Annotated in this window: 13 protein-coding genes; 9 read left to right on the top strand and 4 right to left on the bottom strand. The window is 67.6% G+C overall.

The features are described 5' to 3' along the window. Positions 1-5: 5 nt before the first annotated feature. From ACFWPS_RS21065 to ACFWPS_RS21055, 3 genes are all read right to left on the bottom strand, one after another. Complete coding sequence (locus ACFWPS_RS21065) at positions 6-323, bottom strand: cytochrome P450 (protein WP_383707394.1); 318 nt, start codon at positions 321-323, stop codon at positions 6-8. Positions 324-598: 275 nt separating this feature from the next. Continuing rightward, the gene (locus tag ACFWPS_RS21060) at positions 599-2062 is read right to left on the bottom strand and encodes an MFS transporter (RefSeq protein WP_383707253.1); all 1464 of its coding nucleotides are present in this window, start codon (positions 2060-2062) and stop codon (positions 599-601) included. A 1103-nt stretch (positions 2063-3165) separates the two neighbouring features. Continuing rightward, a complete protein-coding gene (locus tag ACFWPS_RS21055; RefSeq protein ID WP_383707251.1) occupies positions 3166-4140 on the bottom strand; it encodes a LacI family DNA-binding transcriptional regulator in 975 nt (324 codons plus the stop codon). 316 nt (positions 4141-4456) lie between these two features. Between ACFWPS_RS21055 and ACFWPS_RS21050 the strand changes: the two genes are divergently transcribed. Next, on the top strand, positions 4457-5647 hold the full coding sequence (locus ACFWPS_RS21050) for a family 1 glycosylhydrolase (protein ID WP_383707249.1): 1191 nt from the start codon (positions 4457-4459) through the stop codon (positions 5645-5647). An 84-nt stretch (positions 5648-5731) separates the two neighbouring features. After that, a complete protein-coding gene (locus ACFWPS_RS21045; protein ID WP_383707247.1) occupies positions 5732-8002 on the top strand; it encodes a glycoside hydrolase family 3 C-terminal domain-containing protein in 2271 nt (756 codons plus the stop codon). A 137-nt stretch (positions 8003-8139) separates the two neighbouring features. On the opposite strand, the gene ACFWPS_RS21040 is transcribed toward ACFWPS_RS21045, so the two are convergent. Continuing rightward, positions 8140-8781, bottom strand: coding sequence for a TetR/AcrR family transcriptional regulator (locus ACFWPS_RS21040; RefSeq protein ID WP_383707246.1), 642 nt, complete (start codon positions 8779-8781; stop codon positions 8140-8142). A gap of 196 nt (positions 8782-8977) precedes the next feature. On the opposite strand from ACFWPS_RS21040, the gene ACFWPS_RS21035 reads away from it, so the two are divergent. From ACFWPS_RS21035 to ltrA, 7 genes are all read left to right on the top strand, one after another. Further along, entirely contained in the window at positions 8978-10471 is a 1494-nt protein-coding gene (locus tag ACFWPS_RS21035; protein WP_383707244.1) for an MFS transporter, read from the top strand. 125 nt (positions 10472-10596) lie between these two features. Continuing rightward, the gene (locus tag ACFWPS_RS21030; RefSeq protein ID WP_383707242.1) at positions 10597-10797 is read left to right on the top strand and encodes a ferredoxin; all 201 of its coding nucleotides are present in this window, start codon (positions 10597-10599) and stop codon (positions 10795-10797) included. Continuing rightward, positions 10794-11984, top strand: coding sequence for an NAD(P)/FAD-dependent oxidoreductase (locus ACFWPS_RS21025; RefSeq protein ID WP_383707240.1), 1191 nt, complete (start codon positions 10794-10796; stop codon positions 11982-11984). Before ACFWPS_RS21030 ends, ACFWPS_RS21025 begins: the two co-directional genes overlap by 4 nt. A gap of 19 nt (positions 11985-12003) precedes the next feature. After that, entirely contained in the window at positions 12004-13230 is a 1227-nt protein-coding gene (locus tag ACFWPS_RS21020) for a cytochrome P450 (RefSeq protein WP_383707238.1), read from the top strand. A 114-nt stretch (positions 13231-13344) separates the two neighbouring features. Beyond that, positions 13345-14115, top strand: a complete 771-nt coding sequence (locus ACFWPS_RS21015; RefSeq protein WP_383707236.1) for an SDR family NAD(P)-dependent oxidoreductase — start codon at positions 13345-13347, stop codon at positions 14113-14115. Between the two features lie 216 nt (positions 14116-14331). Continuing rightward, positions 14332-16773, top strand: a complete 2442-nt coding sequence (locus tag ACFWPS_RS21010) for a glycoside hydrolase family 2 TIM barrel-domain containing protein (RefSeq protein ID WP_383707234.1) — start codon at positions 14332-14334, stop codon at positions 16771-16773. 672 nt (positions 16774-17445) lie between these two features. Then, positions 17446-18915, top strand: a complete 1470-nt coding sequence (ltrA, locus tag ACFWPS_RS21005; RefSeq protein WP_383707232.1) for a group II intron reverse transcriptase/maturase — start codon at positions 17446-17448, stop codon at positions 18913-18915. Positions 18916-18923 lie beyond the last annotated feature (8 nt).

Genomic DNA, 18923 nt, shown 5'->3' with positions numbered 1-18923 from the left:
TGGCGTCACCAGGTGACGGGCAGTTCGTAGACCCCGTAGATGAACGCATCGTGCTTGAACGGAATCCGGTCCAGGCCGACCGCGCGCCTGAGGGTGGGGATCCTCTTGTAGAGGGTGCTGTATACGACCTGCAGCTCCATGCGCGCCAGCGACTGGCCCAGACACTGGTGCACACCGAAGCCGAATGCGATGTGATGGTGGGCGTCCCGCGTGATGCCGAGGGTGTCCGGTGCCTCCGGGAAGGCTTTCGGGTCTCGGTTGCCCACCCCGTTGAGCATCAGCAGCCCTTCGTCCGCGTGGATGGTCAGGCCGGCGATTTCGATGTCACGGTCGGTTCGCCCTCGAGCGCCCAGGCGGGTAATTCATCGCCGACCGCTATGGAGTCGGATGGGAATGGCTCGGCCATGGGGCAGGCGGGCTGTGACGCGACCAGGTAGTAGTTCTGCTGCTGACCACCGTGTGGAACCGACGGCACCCCGATGGGCTCGGCGAGCACGGCGATCTTGCGGGCCTGCTGTAGGCCGCCAGGGTGAACCGCGGTACGGCCGAACGGCTCTGCCGGTTCGGCCGTACGCGGACTACGGGGGGCGGGAACTGATCAGGCGGCCTGGCCGGCCTCGACCGTGTCGATCCGGCGAGCCTTGGGGATGGCGGCCACCAGCAGCGTGCCGCCGAGGCAGGTCCCGGCCACCAGCCAGAAGGCGCTGCTGTAGCTGGCGTTGGAGTAGAACTGCGTACCTTGGGCGACGGTGCCGTGCTGGGTCATGACCGAGAAGACGAGCTGGGTGATCACGACCTGCATCACACCCTGCACCAGCCACTGCGAGCCGTTGGCCAGGGCCTGCTCCTCCGGGGTCACGAACTGGATGATCATGATCGGCATGGCGGCCACGATCAGGCCCATGCCCGGCCCGCTGAGCAGACCGAGAACCAGGAAGGCCCCTACAGAGTCGTGCACTTGGGAGGCGAAGACGTAGGCGGACACGGCGAGCACGCCGCCGATGGCCAGCAGGATCCTGGTGTCGAACTTCTTGGCGAGCTTGCCGGTGAGGATCGCGAAGATGATGACCGACGCGCTCAGAGGCGCACCGACCACGGCGTTCTTCGTGACCGACCACCCGAGTCCGTCAGAGACATGCGGGATGGTGGGCATCAGGGCCAGGAGCTGGATCGCCGTGCCCACCGCGTAGACCGAACCCGCCGTGATCGAGGTCGCGAGGACGACACTCCACAAGCGATCCCGCTTGATCATGGCCAGGGGAATCAGCGGCTGGGCGACCCGTGCCTCGTAGAAGAAGAAGATGATGAGCGCCACAAGACCGATGGCGAATCCACCGAGAGCCTTGCCGCTCGTCCACCCCCACTGCGAGCCCTCGCCGATCGTGTACACGGCGACCGTCAGACCGCCTCCGAGCAGCAGGCCGCCGACGTAGTCGATGCGGTGGCCGGGCTCGCGCACGGGGCTCTCCGGGACGCACAGCAGCAGCAGCGCCAGGCACCCGGCGGTGGAGGCGGCGATGAACCACAGTGCTGCGCGGAAGCCGTGGTCGTCGATCAGCCAGGCGGACAGGAACGGGCCGCCCAGGCCGACCAGGCCCGCGCTGGCGGCGAGCACACCGCTCGCGGTGCCGACCACGCGTGGCGGGAAGACGTCACGGACCATCGAGAAACAGAGGGCGGCGGTCGGGACGTAGGCGCCGGCCAGCACGCGCCCCACCAGCAGCATGTCGTAGTTCGTCGCGGAGGCTGCGATCACATCGCCGATCAGCCCGGCGATCGTGATGATGACGATCATCCGCTTCTTGCCGTGGACAGTGGCGAACTTCATGATGAACGGCGTCAGGAAGACGCTGATCAGCTGGGGACCCTGGGTGAACCAGGCGATCTGTGTGGTGTGGAAGTGGATCGCGATGTCCGCCTGGGCGTTGCCGGCGAGCAACCCGGTGATGGCGGTGAGCGCGGTGGTCCACAACAGGGCGACGAGCGTGAGTGCCTGGCGCGGGGTGAATCGGCTGACGTCGGCTTTCACCGGCGTGACCGTGGACTCTTCGGTGGCGGACATGGACTGCCCTTTCGGAGGGTGGTCAGGGACGTGGTGGACGGGCTGACGTCGTGATGGGCAGTGCTCGGCGGGTTGCCCCCAGCCGGCCGTAACAGTTCTTCGGCGAGAGGGGGGCCGAGCCGTCGGCCCGTCGGTGAGGGTTTCAAGTGGCGCGAAACGATGGGTGGTTGCGGCTGCGTCGTAGTCCGCGCCGGTACCTCGTCCGCTGGAGCGGTCGGCTTCGCCTCCCGAATCCCTGCTGGGTTCTCAACGGAGGCTGGCTTCGGGACTTCTCATGTCGTGCGGCGTGTGCCGACATCGGTGGTGACGTTGAGTTGCTGATGCGCGTCACTGACGCGCATCAGCAGGAAACAGGACACGGTCTGCGCCAGCAAGACACCTGGATGTAACAAGTCGATAACCGGCCCGCCGGAGGGTGGAGTACGGCGCTGTGCCAACCCGGTCGGCTGCCTGAGCGTCAGGGGCGATGCCGACTGCTGGTTGCCGGGCGGCGTCGAGGCGCGCGAGTGCTGTCGGGGGTGTCCTGGCCGGGAGGTTCAGCTCATCGCCTTCACGAGCGTTGTCCGTCTTGGCCAAGGTCGTGTCCGCGTGTCCGGCGGGAAGACGGGTACGTGGGAAGGGCGGGCGCGGGGCGTCTCCGGACGCCGGTGGCGGAGCCCTTCAGGGTAGTCGACTCATGGCCGTGGCGGGGTCGCTCGTGCCGCGGCGGATTCATGCGGTCACAGTGGTCGCACTGCTGCAGGCGTGGCAGCGGACCACGTCGTGACCGATGCCTGTGCCGTGAGTGGCGCACTGCGACGGGCTCACCGGGACCGATCGGGCCCGCGGTGCGGGCCATGAGGGGCCTGGCGCTCAAGGGCCAATGCGGCTGCCGGTGTGTCTGCTGTGCAGAGGCGTCTCCAGTGCTCGCGGATCAGTGCAATCCGGCGAGCGCGGGCCACGGCCCGGCCGGGGCGACCGCGGCGTGCTTCTGCCGCCGGGCTGGGCCGGAGTGTCAGCGTCCACCGTTCCGGCTCGTACAGAACCTCGTCGCACCGAGGTGTTTTGACCCCTTAGCCCGAATCGGACAGCGTGGTGGGTTCGGGTGGGCCGTTGCGGTCGGCTCAACTGGAGTCCCTGACCACCAGACGTACGCTGCTGACAGGCAGCATCTCGTCGAACTTCCGGTGATGCAGGCCGGCTACCACGGCCTCCGCGCGCTGCCTGCCCGCCTCGTGCAGGTCGACGTAGACCGTGGACAGTGCGGGCTGCGCGAAGCGGGCCACGGGGATGTCGTCGGCTCCCACGACCGCGAGGTCGCCGGGTGCGTTCAGGCCGATCCGCTGCATGGCCGCGAGCAGGGCGATGGCGTACTCGTCGTTGTACGAGCAGACCGCCGTGATGCCCTGCTCGACCCATCTCGCGGCCAGTCGGGAGAGCGGATCGATCTCCATGGCGGCGACACGGCTGTCGGGAGGGGTGAGGCCCGCCCGGGCGCAGGCGTCGGCTGCCCCGTGCAGGCGGTCCTCAGCCATGCTCGCGAAGGTGTGTTCCACGGGCAACAGGTAGCCGATGCGGCGGTGTCCTCGATCGATGAGGTGCGCTGCTTGGGCGTGTCCCAACATCGTCATCGTGGAGGACCGTCCGGTTGTCGGAAGTACGACGACTGCCCCCACGCGGTGCAGAGCCTGGACGGTCTCCTCGTCGAACGAGCGGAAACCGAGCACTGCGGAAGCTCCCACCGCCGCGCACACGTCGGTAAGGGCCCTGCCGTGTGTACTCATCAGGTGGGTGACGAGGGTGAGGCCGTGCTCGGCCAGTGCGCCGGCCAGTTCCTCGACGTATCGGCCGAGGCTGGGGCCCATGGGCAGATCGGCGAGGGACAGGAGAACCACGTCGGTGTGGCCGGCCGCCAGTGCGCGTGCGCCGGCGTGGGGGCGGTAGTGCAGGCGTTCCGCGGCATCCATGACGCGCCGCCGTGTCTCTTCCGGGATGACCTGCCCCGGTCTGTTGTTGAGAACGTAGCTCACGGTCGTACGTGAGACGCCGGCCTCGCGCGCGACGTCGGCACTGGTGGTCCGCTTCAGAGAGCGTGTCATGATCCCCGCACCGTCCGGGCCGCGAGTGTTCTCCGATGGAGACCGCGGCGAGAGCTCAACCGTCTGTCCGCCGTACCTCAGGGCAGCTCACAAGATGATACGTGCGGTGCCACACCGTCACGGACACGCGTCATTCTGCGCGGTCGCGGCTGATGCAGACCTCCAGGCAGCGTTACCCAGCCGTGACACTCGGGCGACTTGTAGGTCTCAAGAGAGCGGAGCTTAACTACTGATGCGCGTCAGTGACGCGCATCAGTAACATAGTGTTGTCGTCATCGCCGCAGCCCGCCCACCTTCGAGACGAGGCACAGAGCCAATGAGCCACAACCCGGACGCGTTCCTCTGGGGAGCCTCCACCTCGCCGCACCAGGTGGAGGGAAACAACGTCAACAGTGACTGGTGGGTGCGGGAGCAGAACGTGGCCCGCGTGGAGCGCAGCGGCGACGCCCTCGACAGTTACCACCGCTACGAGGAGGACATGCGACTGCTCGCCGGGGCTGGGCTGAACGCCTACCGCTTCGGAGTCGAGTGGGCGCGGATCGAACCTGCCCCCGGGCATTTCTCGGCGGCGGAACTGGCGCACTACCGGGGGATGATCGACACGGCCCTCGAGTACGGTCTGACGCCTGTGGTGACCCTGCACCACTTCACCCACCCGCGGTGGTTTGCGGAGGAGGGCGGTTGGCTGGGATCCCAGGGAGTCTCGCGCTACCTCGCATACGTGCGCAGGGTGACGGCGATCCTCCGAGACGTTCCCTGGGTCTGCACCGTCAACGAGCCGAACATGCTGGCTCATATGGTGCACATGAGCCGTGCCGTCCAGTCGGGGGAGTGGCCCACTCCCACGGTCGAAGGCGAGCACGGTGTCCCGGCCCTGTCCGACCCCGACCCGGAGGTCGGCCGCTTGCTGGGCGAGGCCCACCAGGCCGCCAGAGCGATCCTCAAGGAAAACACCGATTCCGCCGTAGGCTGGACGGTCTCCTGTCAGGCCCTGACCGCGACGCCCGGTAACGAGGCCAAGCTGCGCGAGGTGCGCTACGTCCGTGAGGACCTCTATCTGGAGTATGCGCGCGAGGACGACTTCATCGGTGTCCAGGCCTACTCCAGTCAGGCCGTCGACGCCAACGGCGTGGTGCCGCACCCGCAGGGGCCGGACACCACGCTGACGGGGAACGCCTATCGGCCCGACGCGCTGGGCATAGCCGTACGGCACGCCTGGGAGACGACGGGCGGGGTCCCCGTCCTCGTGACCGAGAACGGCATCGCCACCGCGGACGACAACAGGCGCATCGCCTACACCGACACAGCTCTCCGGCATCTGTTCGCTGCGATCGACGACGGGATCGACGTCCGCGGTTACCTGCACTGGAGCGCGCTGGACAACTTCGAGTGGGGCCACTGGCGCCCGACCTTCGGCCTCATAGCCGTCGACCGGGAAACCTTCGTCCGCCTGCCCAAGGCGAGCCTGTACTGGCTCGGTGAGACGGCGCGCCGGGGACGGCCCTGACCGCCGGTGCACTCCAGGCCCCGTTCCGGTGAGCCTGGAGTGTGCCTGGAACTATCGAAATGACCGATCGGAAGGAACCATCACGTGCAAGCGCACACCGACCTGTCCGCCACCATCGCCGCACTCACGTTGCAGGAGAAGGCTTCCCTGCTGTCCGGCCACGGAGGCTGGGAGACCGCGGGTATCGAGCGCGTGGGCGTGACCTCCGTGCTGCTGACCGACGGTCCCCATGGCGTGCGGCGGATCCGGCCCGAGGCCAGGGAATTCAGCTTCGAGGCGAGTCTCCCGGCCACCTGCTTTCCCACCGCGTCCGCGCTCGGCTCGTCCTGGGACGAGGAACTGCTCTTCCGAGTGGGCGAGGCGCTCGGCGACGAGAGCCGGGCCGCCGGTGTGGGCGTGCTTCTGGGTCCGGGCATGAACATCAAGCGCTCGCCGCTGTGCGGGCGCAACTTCGAATACCTCTCGGAGGACCCGGCGCTGACCGGGCGTCTGGGCGCGGCTTTGGCCCGGGGAATCCAGAGTCGTGGGGTCGGGGCGTCGCTCAAGCACTTCGCGGCCAATAATCAGGAGACGGACCGGATGAGGGTCAGCGCCGAAGTCGATGAGCGCACCCTCCGCGAGATCTATCTGGCCGGCTTCGAATACGCGGTCAAGAACGCGCAGCCGTGGACCGTGATGGCCGCCTACAACCGCATCAACGGAGTGCACGCCGCGGAGAACCCGTGGCTGCTGACCGAGGTGCTGCGCGGTGAATGGGGTTTCGACGGTCTCATGGTGTCCGACTGGGGAGCGGTCGTCGATCCGGTGGCCGCGGTGTCGGCCGGGCTCGACCTGCAGATGCCCGGCAGCAATGACGCGACCACGGCGCGGCTCGTGCACGCGGTGGAACAGGGAGAGCTGGACGAGGCCGTAGTCGACCGGGCGGTAGCCCGTGTGCTGCGCCTGGCCCAGCGAGCCGCAGTCGGCGAGGACCGACCGGGCGCGGATTTTGAGGCACACCACACGCTGGCCCGGACCGCTGCCGCCGAGTCGGCGGTGCTGCTGAAGAACGAAGGGGCGATCCTGCCCCTCACCCCGGGCGCGACCATGACGCTGGCGGTCATCGGCGAGTTCGCACGCACCCCGCGGTTCCAGGGCGCCGGCAGCTCCAAGGTGAACGCGGCCCGTGTGGACAACGCCCTCGACGCACTCGACGAGGCGGCGGGTGACGGCGTGAAGATGACGTTCTCGCCGGGATTCTCGCTGACCGGGCAGGAAGACGAGGACGCGGCCCTGCTGTCCGCGGCGGTCTCCGACGCCCGGGCCGCGGATGTGGCGGTGCTGTTCCTCGGCCTGCCCGAGGAAGAAGAGTCGGAGGGATTCGACCGTGACAACATCGACCTGCCCCAGTCCCAGGTCCGTGTGCTCGAAGCGGTCGCCGAGGTCAATCCCGACGTGGTGGTCGTGCTCTCCAACGGCGGTGTGCTCCGTACCTCCTCCTGGGACCGGCACGCCCGGGCGGTCCTCGAGGTGTGGTTGAGCGGCCAAGCGGGCGGTGGCGCCGTGGCGGACCTGCTCTTCGGCGAAGCGAACCCCAGCGGACGGCTGGCCGAGACCATTCCGGTACGGATCCAGGACACCCCTGCCTACCTCGACTTCCCCGGCTCCGACAGCTCCGTTTCCTACGGTGAGCGCCTCTACGTCGGCTACCGCCACTACGACGCGCGGGAGACGGAGGTCGGATACCCCTTCGGGCACGGTCTGTCCTACACCAGCTTCGCCTACTCCGACCTGCGGGCGTCGGTGGCGGGTGAGGGCGCCGATACGACGGTGCTCGTAGAAGCCACCGTGACCAACACCGGCTCACGCGCCGGCAAGGAAGTGGTGCAGGTCTACGTCGGTGATCAAGAGGCATCGGTCGATCGGCCGGTTCGGGAACTCAAGGCGTTCACCAAGGTGCTGCTGCAGCCCGGCGAGTCCGTGCCTGTCCGATTCACGCTGCACGCGCGGGACTTTTCCTTCTACAGCCCTCACCTGAGCCAGTGGGTGCTGGAAAGTGGTGACTTCGTCCTGGCCGTCGGCGCGTCCTCGCGTGACCTGCGGCTGACGACCGTCGTGTCCATCGAGGCTGCGGTGCTGTCGGCCCCGCTCACCGGGGACTCCACGGTGGGGGAGTGGGTCGGCCACCCCGTCGGGGGCCCGCTCTTCCGGAAGGCGCTGAGTGAGACCAGGACCTCAATGGCCAGCGATCCGACGATCCTGCGCATGATCGAGTCCCTGCCCCTGAACCGACTGGTCCTGATGACGGGGGGCGTGCTTCCCTCGGACCTGGTCGACCGACTGCTCGGCGAGGTGGCCGACGGCACCTCGTCCTAGCCGTCCCGGAGGGCACGCAGCCGTACTTCACGAAGCGGTAGCCAGGGCTGCGTACCTGCTGATGGGACCCCGGGGCGCGTACTTCGCATCAGAGCGAGGTGCGCCCCTTTTCCGATCCGACAGCTGTCCTTTCGCCCTCATGTGGCAGGCGCGGCCCACAGGCCGACGATGGCATCGGTCAGACCAACGGTCATGTCGTGCCAGGTGGGCCAGGACAGAGGAGTCCCGTCGGCGAGGGCACGTTCACGCTCGACGCACATCTGGATGATCAGGTGCCGTGCCATGATGCCTCGGTTGGTGATGACGGCGGGCGGCAGGCCCGGCAGGCAGCTCTTGAGGCCGGTCACCAACCGCTGCAGTGACGGGGACACGAACGCTTCGTCGGCCGCGATCTGGTAGAGCGCGGGGTCCGCGAGCAACTGCGCATTGAAGCGGGCGTACCAGGTCGGGCTGCCCAAGGTCTCCAGATGCTCGGTGACGGGACGGACCAGACAGCTCACCAAGTCCCGGAGCTCGATGGAGCCTTGGGACTGCCCGATCAGCCGACTGCGGATCTCTTCGATCTGTTCGGCGTGTCTGCGGGCGATGGCACGTACCAGTTCGGTCTTGGTGCCGAAGTGGTAGTTCACTGCCGCTGTATTGCCCTGCCCCGCCGCGATGCCGATCTGACGGTTGGAGACGGCGTGCACGCCATGCTCGGCGAACAGCCGCTCCGCGGCGGTCAGGATCGCCTCGCGGGTCGCCTCCACCTTCTCCGCCCGTACCGTTCTGCCGGCCATGTTCCTCACGCTCCGGGGCTCCATGCTCTTCCTGCGGCGATCAGCCCCTTCTCGTCGTCACAGGGCTCGACAGCATCCTGCGGGTGGGCGCCGGTACCGCTTGACCGCAGGATGCCTCTCTGGCTAAATTAAATCACCGAGGTTAATTAAAAGTCGAGAACCTCAGTCCGCGCCTGCTCAGACGGAGGCCTGCTCCATGTCCGACACCCCTGCTCAGTCCGCCGACGTCGGGAGTACTGCCGCGTCGCGGTCGAACGCCGTTGTGGCGGTGCTGGCCTTCGCCGGGATCGTGGTCTCGCTCATGCAGACCCTGGTCATCCCGCTGGTTCCGGAGCTTCCCAAGCTGCTGAAGGCATCGCCGTCCGACACGGCCTGGGCCGTCACCGCCACCTTGCTCGCCTCCGCCGTCGCGACGCCCGTGGTCGGGCGTCTCGGCGACATGTACGGCAAGCGACGCCTATTGCTGGTGAGCCTGGCACTGCTGACAGCCGGTTCCGTGACCTGCGCGCTGGCCGGCTCCCTGGAGCTGATGATCACCGGCCGTGTCCTGCAGGGACTCTCCGCCGGCGTGATCCCGCTGGGCATCAGCATCATGCGTGACGAGCTCCCGGCCGAGAAGCTCTCCTCCGCCACAGCGGTGATGAGTGCCTCCCTGGGCGTGGGCGGCGCCCTCGGTCTGCCGGCCTCCGCCCTCATCGCCGACAACCTGGACTGGCACGCCCTGTTCTGGGTCTCCACAGTCTTCGGTGCCGCCGCCACCATTCTCGTACTGACCATGGTCCCGGAGTCCCTCGCGCGCACGGGAGGCCGTTTCGACCTCGTCGGCGCACTCGGGCTGTCGGCCGCCCTGGTGTGCCTGCTACTCGCGGTGTCGAAAGGCGCCGATTGGGGCTGGGGCAGCGGTACGACGCTCGGTTTGTTCGCCGTCGGAGTGGTCCTCCTGCTCGTGTGGGGCGTCTACCAGCTCCGCACGAGCCACGCCCTCGTAGACCTCCGTGTAGCGGCGCGCCGACAGGTGCTGCTCACCAACCTCGCGTCCCTGTCGTTCGGTTTCTCGATGTTCGCGATGTCCCTGGTCATCCCGCAGCTGCTGCAGCTGCCCGCGGCCACCGGCTACGGTCTGGGCAAGTCCCTGCTCGTCTCCGGCCTGGTGCTCGCTCCCCAGGGGCTGGTGATGATGGCCGTGGCGCCGGTGTCCGCCAGGATCTCCCGTGCCCGGGGACCGAAGGTGACGCTGATGCTCGGCGCCCTGACCGTGGCGGTCGGCTACGCCCTCAACACCGTGATGATGTCCCAGATCTGGCAGCTCGTGTTCATCTCGTGTGTCATCGGCGCCGGTGTCGGCCTGGCCTACGGCGCCATGCCCGCCCTTGTCATGGGCGCGGTGCCCGTGACCGAGACCGCGGCGGCCAACAGCCTCAACACACTGATGCGTGCGATCGGAACGTCGACTTCGAGCGCCGTCACCGGCGTGGTGCTGGCACACATGACCATCACCCTGGGGCCGGTTTCGTTGCCCTCGGAGAACGGCTTCCGCACCGTCATGGTCGTCGGTTGCGCAGCCGCGATGCTCGCGCTGTCCGTCGCCTCCTTCATCCCACGGCAGGATCCTCTCGCCTCCGGCCACCACACGGCCCACGAATCCGGCGAGCCTGCCACGGCACCGAGTGCGACGGACGCCAAGGCGTAACGCCGAAGCGGGCGTCAAGCCCGGTGGACCCGTCGGCCCCCCGCGAGGGTCACCCCCTCAGTGACCTATTCGTTCACTGTCCTTCCTTCTGCCTCCTTCCCCCACTCCGTACAGAGGAGCAAGAGATGAAAATCACCGTCGACGAAGACAAGTGCTGTGGCGCCGGTCAGTGCGTGCTGCTGGCCCCCGAGGTCTTCGACCAGCGGGACGACGACGGGATCGTGGTGCTGCTGGATGCCGCACCTGCGGCGGAACACCACGCTGCCGTGCGCGAGTCCGCGGCAGTCTGCCCGGCGGCCGCCATCGTGCTGAGCGAGGACGCGTGACCCAGGTCGAGAGTGTCCTCGTCGTAGGCGCCTCCGCCGCCGGGTTGGCAACGGCCGAGGCACTGCGTCGCAAGGGCTATCAGGGAGCGCTCACGGTGATCGGCGGTGAATACCACCCGCCCTACGACCGACCGCCCCTGTCCAAGCAGGTTCTGGCCGGCGAGTGGGTTCCGGAACGCGCTCAACTGCGTACTCCGGACCAACTGGCCGCACTGGACGCGGAGATCGTTCTGCAGGATCCTGCCTGCTCACTGGAGACCGCCACGCGGACCGTCCGGACCGCCTCAGGGCGTACGGTCCGCGCCGATGCGGTCGTCATCGCCACGGGGCTGCATTCCCGCGCGTTCCCGGGACAGCAGTCGCTCGACGGCGTCCACGCGCTGCGTTCCCTGGACAATGCCCTGGCCCTGCGATCGGCGTTGCAGTCCACCGATCGAACCGTGGTCATCGGCGACGGGGTACTAGGCGCGGAGATCGCCGCGACCGCGCGGGGCATGGGCGTCGACGTGACGCTCGTAGGCATGCTGGCTGCCCCGATGGTCGGCCTGCTGGGGCCCCGGATGGCTGCCCGGCTCGCGCGGCTCCATACCGACAGGGGCGTTCACATGGAGTTCGGCGTGGCCGTCGACCTCCTACAGGGGGAGCGGGGCAGGGCCACCGCGGTCGGGCTCGCCGACGGAAGGGTGTTGCCCGCCCGGACGGTCGTCGTCGCGATCGGCTCCGTCCCCGCCACCGACTGGCTGACGGACAGCGGTCTGACGGTTGCCGACGGCGTGGTGTGCGACGCGTTCTGCCAGGCCGCCGACGGTGTCTACGCGGTCGGTGACGTCGCTCGCTGGCATCACCGGGGTCTCGGGAAGCTCGTGCGGTGGGAGAACCGCACCAACGCCAACGAGCAGGCCGCCGCCGTCGCGGCCAACATCCTGGGGGAGAACCGGCCCTACACCCCCGTGCCCTACATGTGGACCGACCAGTTCGACGCCAAGATCCAGGCCCACGGACTGCTGGGCGAGGACGCCGACGTCCAGGTCGTTGAGGGCAGCGAGGACGACGGGCGTTTCGTGGCGCTGTACCGCCGGGACGGACACATGACCGGTGTCCTGGGCTGGAACATGCCCAAGCAGGCTCGCCTGCACCGCGCCGCCATCGTCGACCACTACACCGCCCAGGCCGCCCTGCACGCCTGACCCGAGGGGAAGTATCGAGATGACCGACACCACGCATACTCACGCACCGACGGCGGAGCACGCCCCCGACTTCCCGATGAAGCGCGCCCAGGGCTGCCCTTTCGATCCGCCCCCCGCCCTGCGGGCCCTTCGTGAGCAGGGCCCGCTCGTCAAGGTCCGGCTCTTCGACGGCAGTACTCCCTGGCTGCTCACCCGGCACGCCGACCAGAAGTCGGTGCTGGCCGACTCCCGGTTCAGCGCCGACATCAACCAGCCCGGCTATCCCAAGCAGGCACCCGTGAAGGGCCGCGTCCGGCTCAGCCTGCCCGGCATGGACGACCCCGAGCACGCGCAACTGCGCCGCATGATCAGCGGTGCGTTCTCCCTCAAGCGGGTGGAGGCGATGAGGCCCGCGGTCCAGCAACTCGTGGACGGCTTCATCGACGACATGCTGGCCGGCCCCAACCCGGTGGACCTGGTCGAGGCGCTCGCTCTGCCGGTGCCCTCACTGGTGATCTGTGAGTTGCTCGGCGTCCCCTACGAGGACCATGACTTCTTCCAGGTCAACAGCAAGACCATGATCCTGAAGTCGTCGACCCTCGATGAACGGCAGGCCGCCCACCAGAGCCTGATCGAATACCTGAACGGACTGCTCGGCAAGAAGCTCGACACACCTGAGGACGACCTCCTCTCCGCCTTGGCCGAGCGGGTCGGGAACGGCGAGCTGCCTCGCCAGGAGGCCGCCGAACTCGGTGTCCTGCTGCTGCTCGGCGGCCACGAGACGACGTCCAACATGATCGCCCTGGGCACGCTGCTCCTCCTGCAGCACCCTGACCAACTGGAACGGCTCCGCACCACCGAGGACCCGAAGCTGATCGTCTCCGCGGTGGAGGAACTGCTGCGTTACCTGACGATCACCCACACCGGGCGGCGCAGGGTGGCCCTGGAGGACGTCGAGATCGCGGGCGGGATCATCCGGGCCGGCGAGGGCGTGATCGCGCCCAGCGATGCCGCCAACCGCGACCCCGAAGCCTTCCCCGACCCCGATCGACTGGACATCGAGCGCTCCGCACGCCACCACCAGGCGTTCGGCGCAGGCACGCACCACTGTCTGGGCCAGCCCCTGGCCCGCCTGGAGCTGCAGGTCGTCTACGGCACCCTCTACCGACGCATTCCCACCCTGCGGCTGGCGACGGATCTGGAAAAGGTCCCGTTCAAGCACGACGGCTTCATCTACGGCGTGCACGAACTGCCCGTCACCTGGTGACCATGCCGGCACGGCACAACGAAACACCGCTCCCGTCCCGCGCGGTGGCCTGACGAGCAGTCGCAAGCCAGTCGCTTCGCCGTACCACGAGAACCAAGGAACAAGGAGTACCCGATGCCCAGTACGACAGGACTGGCAGGACTCAGCGTCATCGTCACCGGAGCAGGCGGCGGTATCGGACGTGCCACTGCACTGAAGTTCGCTCAGGAGGGCGCGCGCGTCGTCGTCGTGGACCTCAACGAAGAGGGGGCGACGGCAACCGGAAAGGAGATCGAGAACCAGGGCGGCACCGGCCTCGTCGTCGTCGGTGACCTGAGCGACCAGCGTGTGGTCGATGATCTTGTCGGCCGCACCGTCCTGGCCTTCGGCGGGGTGGACGTGCTGGTGAACAACGCCGGCATCATGGACCGCATGTCAGCGCTCGGTGAGACCGATGACGCCGAGTGGGAGCGGGTCATCCGTATCAACCTGACAGCGCCGTTCCTGCTGACCCGAGCGGTTCTGCCGTACATGCTTGAGGCGGGCCGCGGCTCCATAGTGTTCACCGCCTCGGAGGCTGCTCTGCGAGGGAGCGCTGCCGGAGCCGCCTACACCGCCTCCAAGCACGGGATCGTCGGACTGGTGAAGAACCTGGCCGTCATGTACCGCAAGCAGGGCATTCGCGCCAACGCCAGCGCACCGGGACCCACGACGACCAGCATCCACGTCGATGCCCGGAAGGACGCGCACGGTCCCAGCGTCATCAGAGAGTTCATGCCGGCCAACCTCGGCCGGAAGGGCAGCGCGGAGGAGCAGGCCGAGGCCATCGTCTTCCTGGCCTCCGATGCCGCCAGCTTCGTGAACGGAGCCGTTCTGCCCGTCGACGATGGCTGGGCCGCTGTCTGACTTTGAAGCCCTGCCCGCTGTCTTCTCACAACTCGATGACAGCGGGCAGGGCTGCGCTGTGTCCCGTCATCCACGCCTGACCACGTTTGAAACTGTTCATTACTTGATTTCGTTGGGGTGTGGCGCCGGTCATGTGACCGGGCCGCCGTGGTAACCGCGTTGTGCCGACTGTGTGCACTGCCCCTATGAAGTGAGCCGACATTCCATGGAGCCCGCATGATCCGTACATCCTTCAACGACGGCTGGCAGGTACGGCCCAAGGTCAATCCCTTCGCCGAACTCTCCGGCCGCGTCGTTCCGTTCCGGCCGGTGCGGCTGCCGCACGACGCGATGATCGAACAGGACCGCACGGCCCCCGGCGGCGAAGTGACCATGGAGTCGGCCGGTGGCGCCTACTTCCCCGGCGGTGTCTTCGAGTACCGCAAGACGTTCTCAGTCCCGGAGGAGTACCGGGGCAAGCGGATCTTCGTGGAGTTCGAGGGTGTGTACCGCGACGCGACGGTGTACATCAACGGTGACTACGCCGGCCAACGGCCCTACGGCTACTCGCACTTCCGGATCGACGCCGACCGCTTCCTGCGCTTCGGCGAGGAGAACGTGATCCGTGTCGAGGCCCGGGCCCACCGGGACTCCCGCTGGTACACGGGAGCGGGGATCTACCGCGACACCTGGCTGCTCGTCGGAGAGGTCGTCCGGATCGTCCCCGACAGCCTCCGCGTCACCACTCCCGACATCGACGACTCACGAGCCGTCGTCGAGGTCGCGATGGACGTGGCCAACGATTCGATCGAGGTGCGCACGCTCCCCGTCGCCACGGAGATCCTGGATGCCGCCGGTACTGTCGTCGCCAAAGACGTCTCGAAGGTCACGGTAATGCCGGGCGAATCGGCGACGGTCAGGCAGCGACTGTACGTTTCTTCGCCTGCGCTGTGGAGCACCGAGTCGCCCACCCTTTACGACTGCCGCGTGACCTTGGGGGACGTGGACGAAGAAGCAGTGGCCTTCGGTATTCGGACGCTGCAGCTAGACCCCCGGCACGGACTGCGCGTGAACGGGGAAACGGTGAACCTGCGTGGCGCCTGCGTTCACCACGACAACGGCGTTCTGGGCGCGGCCACTTACGCCCGGGCCGAGGAACGCCGGGTCGAGATTCTCAAGGAGGCGGGATTCAACGCGATCCGCATCTCCCACCAGCCGATGAGCAAGGCCATGCTCGACGCCTGCGACCGTGTCGGCATGCTCGTCGTGGACGAGGCGTTCGACGTATGGATCTCCGGCAAGACCGAGTTCGACTACAGCCTCAACTTCCCCGAGTGGTGGGAGCGCGACATCGAGGCGATGGTCGCCAAGGACATCAACCACCCCAGCGTCATCATGTACTCGATCGGCAACGAGATCCCGGAGACGGGCTCGCCCTTCGGCGCCGCCTGGGGGCGCAGGCTCGCCGAGAAGGTCCGTGCCCTCGACCCGACGCGCTATGTCACCAACGCCGTCAACGGGCTGCTCGCCGTCATGTCCGAACTCGGGAGTCTGCGGCAGCAGAGGCTGGAGCAGGCAGCGAAGCAAGGCGCCGGCATCAACACCCTGATGGCCGACGCCGGCGATGCGATGGGCGCGATCAACTCCTCGCAGCTGGTCACCGAGCGCACCGAGGAGTCCTTCGCCCTTCTCGACGTGGCCGGAATGAACTACGCCGAGGCCCGCTACGCCCTGGACCGCGAACTCTTCCCGAACCGGATCATTCTCGGTACCGAGACCTACCCGACCCGCATCGACGGTATCTGGGAGATGGTCGAGCAGTACGGCCACGTGATCGGTGACTTCACCTGGACCGGCTGGGACTACCTCGGCGAGGTCGGGATCGGGCGGCCCCAGTACGCCACCGAGGACGCGCGACGGCACGCCCATAACGCGCCGTACCCCTACCTGGTGGCGGGCTGCGGTGACATCGACATCACAGGTCATCGCAGGCCCGCCTCGTACTACCGCGAGATCGTCTACGGCCTGAGAGCCGAGCCGTACGTCGCGGTCCGACGGCCTGAGCACCACGGCAGGACCTGGGCAGGGTCGCCGTGGGCATGGAGCGACACCGTCTCCAGTTGGACGTGGCCAGGCTTCGAAGGCGCCCCGGTCACCGTCGACGTCTACAGCGACGCCGACGAGGTCGAGCTCATCAGCAACGGGACCTCGCTCGGACGACGTCCCGTCGGAGCGCAACACCGTTTCCGCACCGACTTCGAGACCGTCTACACCTCCGGCGACCTCGTCGCCGTGTCCTACCGGGACGGTGTGGAGACCGGCCGTACGAGCCTGCGGTCCGCCGAGGGGCCTGTGCGGCTGACCGTCGAGGCCGATCGGGAGGTCGTGGCCACGAAGGGGGGCGACCTGGTCTACGTCGACCTGACCCTCACAGACGCCCACGGCACCTGCCACACCGGTGCCGACCGAGTGGTGAGCCTGGAAGTCTCCGGACCGGGAGAACTCCTCGGCTTCGGCAGCGCCGCCCCGTCCACCGAAGAGCAGTTCGACGGCACGGAGCACACCACATACGAGGGACGTGCGCTCGCGGTGCTGTGCGCCACCGGCCCGGGGAAGATCCACCTCACTGCCTCCGCGTCCGGATGCGAACCGGTGGAGATCGTCGTCACCACTGACTGAGGCGTGTCCGGCGGATCATCTGACTGGCGGGTCGCCGCCTCGTTGTGCCCGATGTAGGGCGGGGTGATCCGACGGACGCGGAGTTTGCGCCGTGAGGCGCTGTTGGTTCGAGTGGAGGTGGGAGACCTTCGCCACCGACCCTGTCGCAGCAGGGCGGTGAGGCTGGGGGCAGCCTGATCCGGGTGGTGCCGGGGAGGGCGGGAGCGGCCCTGACGACATCGGGACGTGCCAGTACTGCCAGATGGTGCGGGTCCGGTAAGCGTGGCGGAGAGGAGTACGAGAGGAACCGGCGTTGTTACGTCCTAACTTCGTCACCGGCTCAAATCTGGTGGATATGGGTCGGGTGCGGTGCGCACGGCCGTCGTTGGGCGGCCGGAACTCCTGGGGTGTCTTATTCCGGTCGCCCGGGAGGTCATGAGGAAGGTCTGCGGCGTACTCATGGCGATGCCGCTGGGACACAGCCGGGCTCCTACTTCGCCGAGCGAACCACAGTGGACACGGGAACCACCCGGGGTCAGTTCCCGGTCGGCGGGCCTCCAGTCCGCAGACCGGGATAGGCGCATCGACCGCTGAACGGGTCGGGTGGGGCGGAGCCGCCGTAGTACTCCGAGCCGGGGAGAGCCCGGCACATGGGGAAGGGCGGCAGTGGTTTTGAGGAGGGAGGAGGCTGCAATGCCGAAAGACGCGCTGGTGAACACCAGCGCTCCGATGGGGCAGGTCCCGAGGGGACCGCGTCAGCGGGTATCGGAGATGCAGGCCAAGCTTCACCGTTGGGCGGTGGCCGATCCCGGCCGCCGGTTCGACGACTTGTTCAACCTCGTGCACGACCCGGCGACGCTGATGGTGGCGTTCGATCGGGTCGCCGGCAACCGGGGAGCGCGAGCTGCCGGCGTGGACGACCTGACGGTCGCCGGCGTGGAGGAGCGGATCGGGATCCCTGGTTTCCTGAATGACCTGCGCGCTCAGCTCAAGGCGGGCGTGTTCCGGGTGCTTCCGGTGCGGGAGAAGAAGATTCCCAGGCCGGGCGGATCGGGAAAGATGCGGCGACTGGGGATACCCGTGGTCGCCGACCGGGTGGTTCAGGCTGCGCTGAAGCTGGTGCTGGAACCGATCTTCGAGGCCGACTTCAAGGCGGTCTCCTATGGTTTCCGGCCCAACCGGCGGGCCCAGGATGCGATTGCTGAGATCCACTTCTTCGGGAGCCGTGGCTACCGGTGGGTCCTGGACGCGGACATTCAGGCGTGCTTCGACGAGATCGACCACGCCGCACTGATGGACCGTGTCCGGGTGCGGATCAAGGACAAGAAGGTCCTGGCCCTGGTGAAGGCGTTCCTGAAGGCCGGGATCCTCACGGAACTCGGGGACCTTCAGGACACCCACACCGGGACTCCGCAAGGGGGCGTCATCTCTCCGCTCTTGGCCAACATCGCCCTGTCGGTGCTCGATGAGCGCTTGCACAGGGAGTGGGAGCCCGGCGGGTTGATGTCCACCGAGAAGCTACGTGCAAGACGGCGTGCCAAGGGCCTGCCGAATTGGCGGGTCGTCCGCTACGCGGACGACTTCGTCGTCCTGGTCCATGGGACCGAGCAGGACACCAAGGCACTGCGCGAGGAGATCACTCACACGCTACGGCCGGTGGGGCTTCGGCTGTCACCGGCCAAGACCCAAGTGGTCAGTATGAGCGAGGGATTCGACTTCCTGGGGTTCCACGTCCAGTGGCGCCGCAAGCGAGGAACGAACAAGTGGTACGTCTACACCTTCGTCGCCCAGCGCCCGCTGCGGTCGGTGAAGGCGAAGATCCGTGCCTTGACCCACAAGACGTCGCAGCAGGACCTGGGCTACGTACTGACCAGTTTGAACATGGTCATGCACGGATGGGCCAACTACTTCCGGCATGCCGTCGCGAAGAACACGTTCAGCATGGTGGACAACTTCACCTGGTGGAGAATCATCCGCATGCTGCGTGAGCGGCACCACTGGAGGTGGAAGGACGTCCGCCGCCGGTTCACCACCCCCTCCGGGCACTGGTCGCCGATCACGGCGGGCGAGATCGAGTTGCGCAAGATCAGCGAGATTCCGGTGACCCGGTATCGCTACCGAGGCAACAAGATCCCCAACCCCTGGCTCCTGAAGCCAACCTGACGATAGAG

Source organism: Streptomyces sp. NPDC058457, from assembly GCF_042720695.1.
Classification (GTDB): domain Bacteria; phylum Actinomycetota; class Actinomycetes; order Streptomycetales; family Streptomycetaceae; genus Streptomyces.
This window is presented reverse-complemented; position numbering and strand designations above follow the sequence as displayed.

Coding starts and splice junctions, on each gene's coding strand:
- ACFWPS_RS21060 (WP_383707253.1), bottom strand. CDS start 2,062: ATGTCCGCCACCGAAGAGTCCACGGTCACGCCGGTGAAAGCCGACGTC.
- ACFWPS_RS21050 (WP_383707249.1), top strand. CDS start 4,457: ATGAGCCACAACCCGGACGCGTTCCTCTGGGGAGCCTCCACCTCGCCG.
- ACFWPS_RS21055 (WP_383707251.1), bottom strand. CDS start 4,140: ATGACACGCTCTCTGAAGCGGACCACCAGTGCCGACGTCGCGCGCGAG.
- ACFWPS_RS21020 (WP_383707238.1), top strand. CDS start 12,004: ATGACCGACACCACGCATACTCACGCACCGACGGCGGAGCACGCCCCC.
- ltrA (WP_383707232.1), top strand. CDS start 17,446: ATGCCGAAAGACGCGCTGGTGAACACCAGCGCTCCGATGGGGCAGGTC.
- ACFWPS_RS21030 (WP_383707242.1), top strand. CDS start 10,597: ATGAAAATCACCGTCGACGAAGACAAGTGCTGTGGCGCCGGTCAGTGC.
- ACFWPS_RS21040 (WP_383707246.1), bottom strand. CDS start 8,781: ATGGCCGGCAGAACGGTACGGGCGGAGAAGGTGGAGGCGACCCGCGAG.
- ACFWPS_RS21035 (WP_383707244.1), top strand. CDS start 8,978: ATGTCCGACACCCCTGCTCAGTCCGCCGACGTCGGGAGTACTGCCGCG.
- ACFWPS_RS21010 (WP_383707234.1), top strand. CDS start 14,332: ATGATCCGTACATCCTTCAACGACGGCTGGCAGGTACGGCCCAAGGTC.
- ACFWPS_RS21015 (WP_383707236.1), top strand. CDS start 13,345: ATGCCCAGTACGACAGGACTGGCAGGACTCAGCGTCATCGTCACCGGA.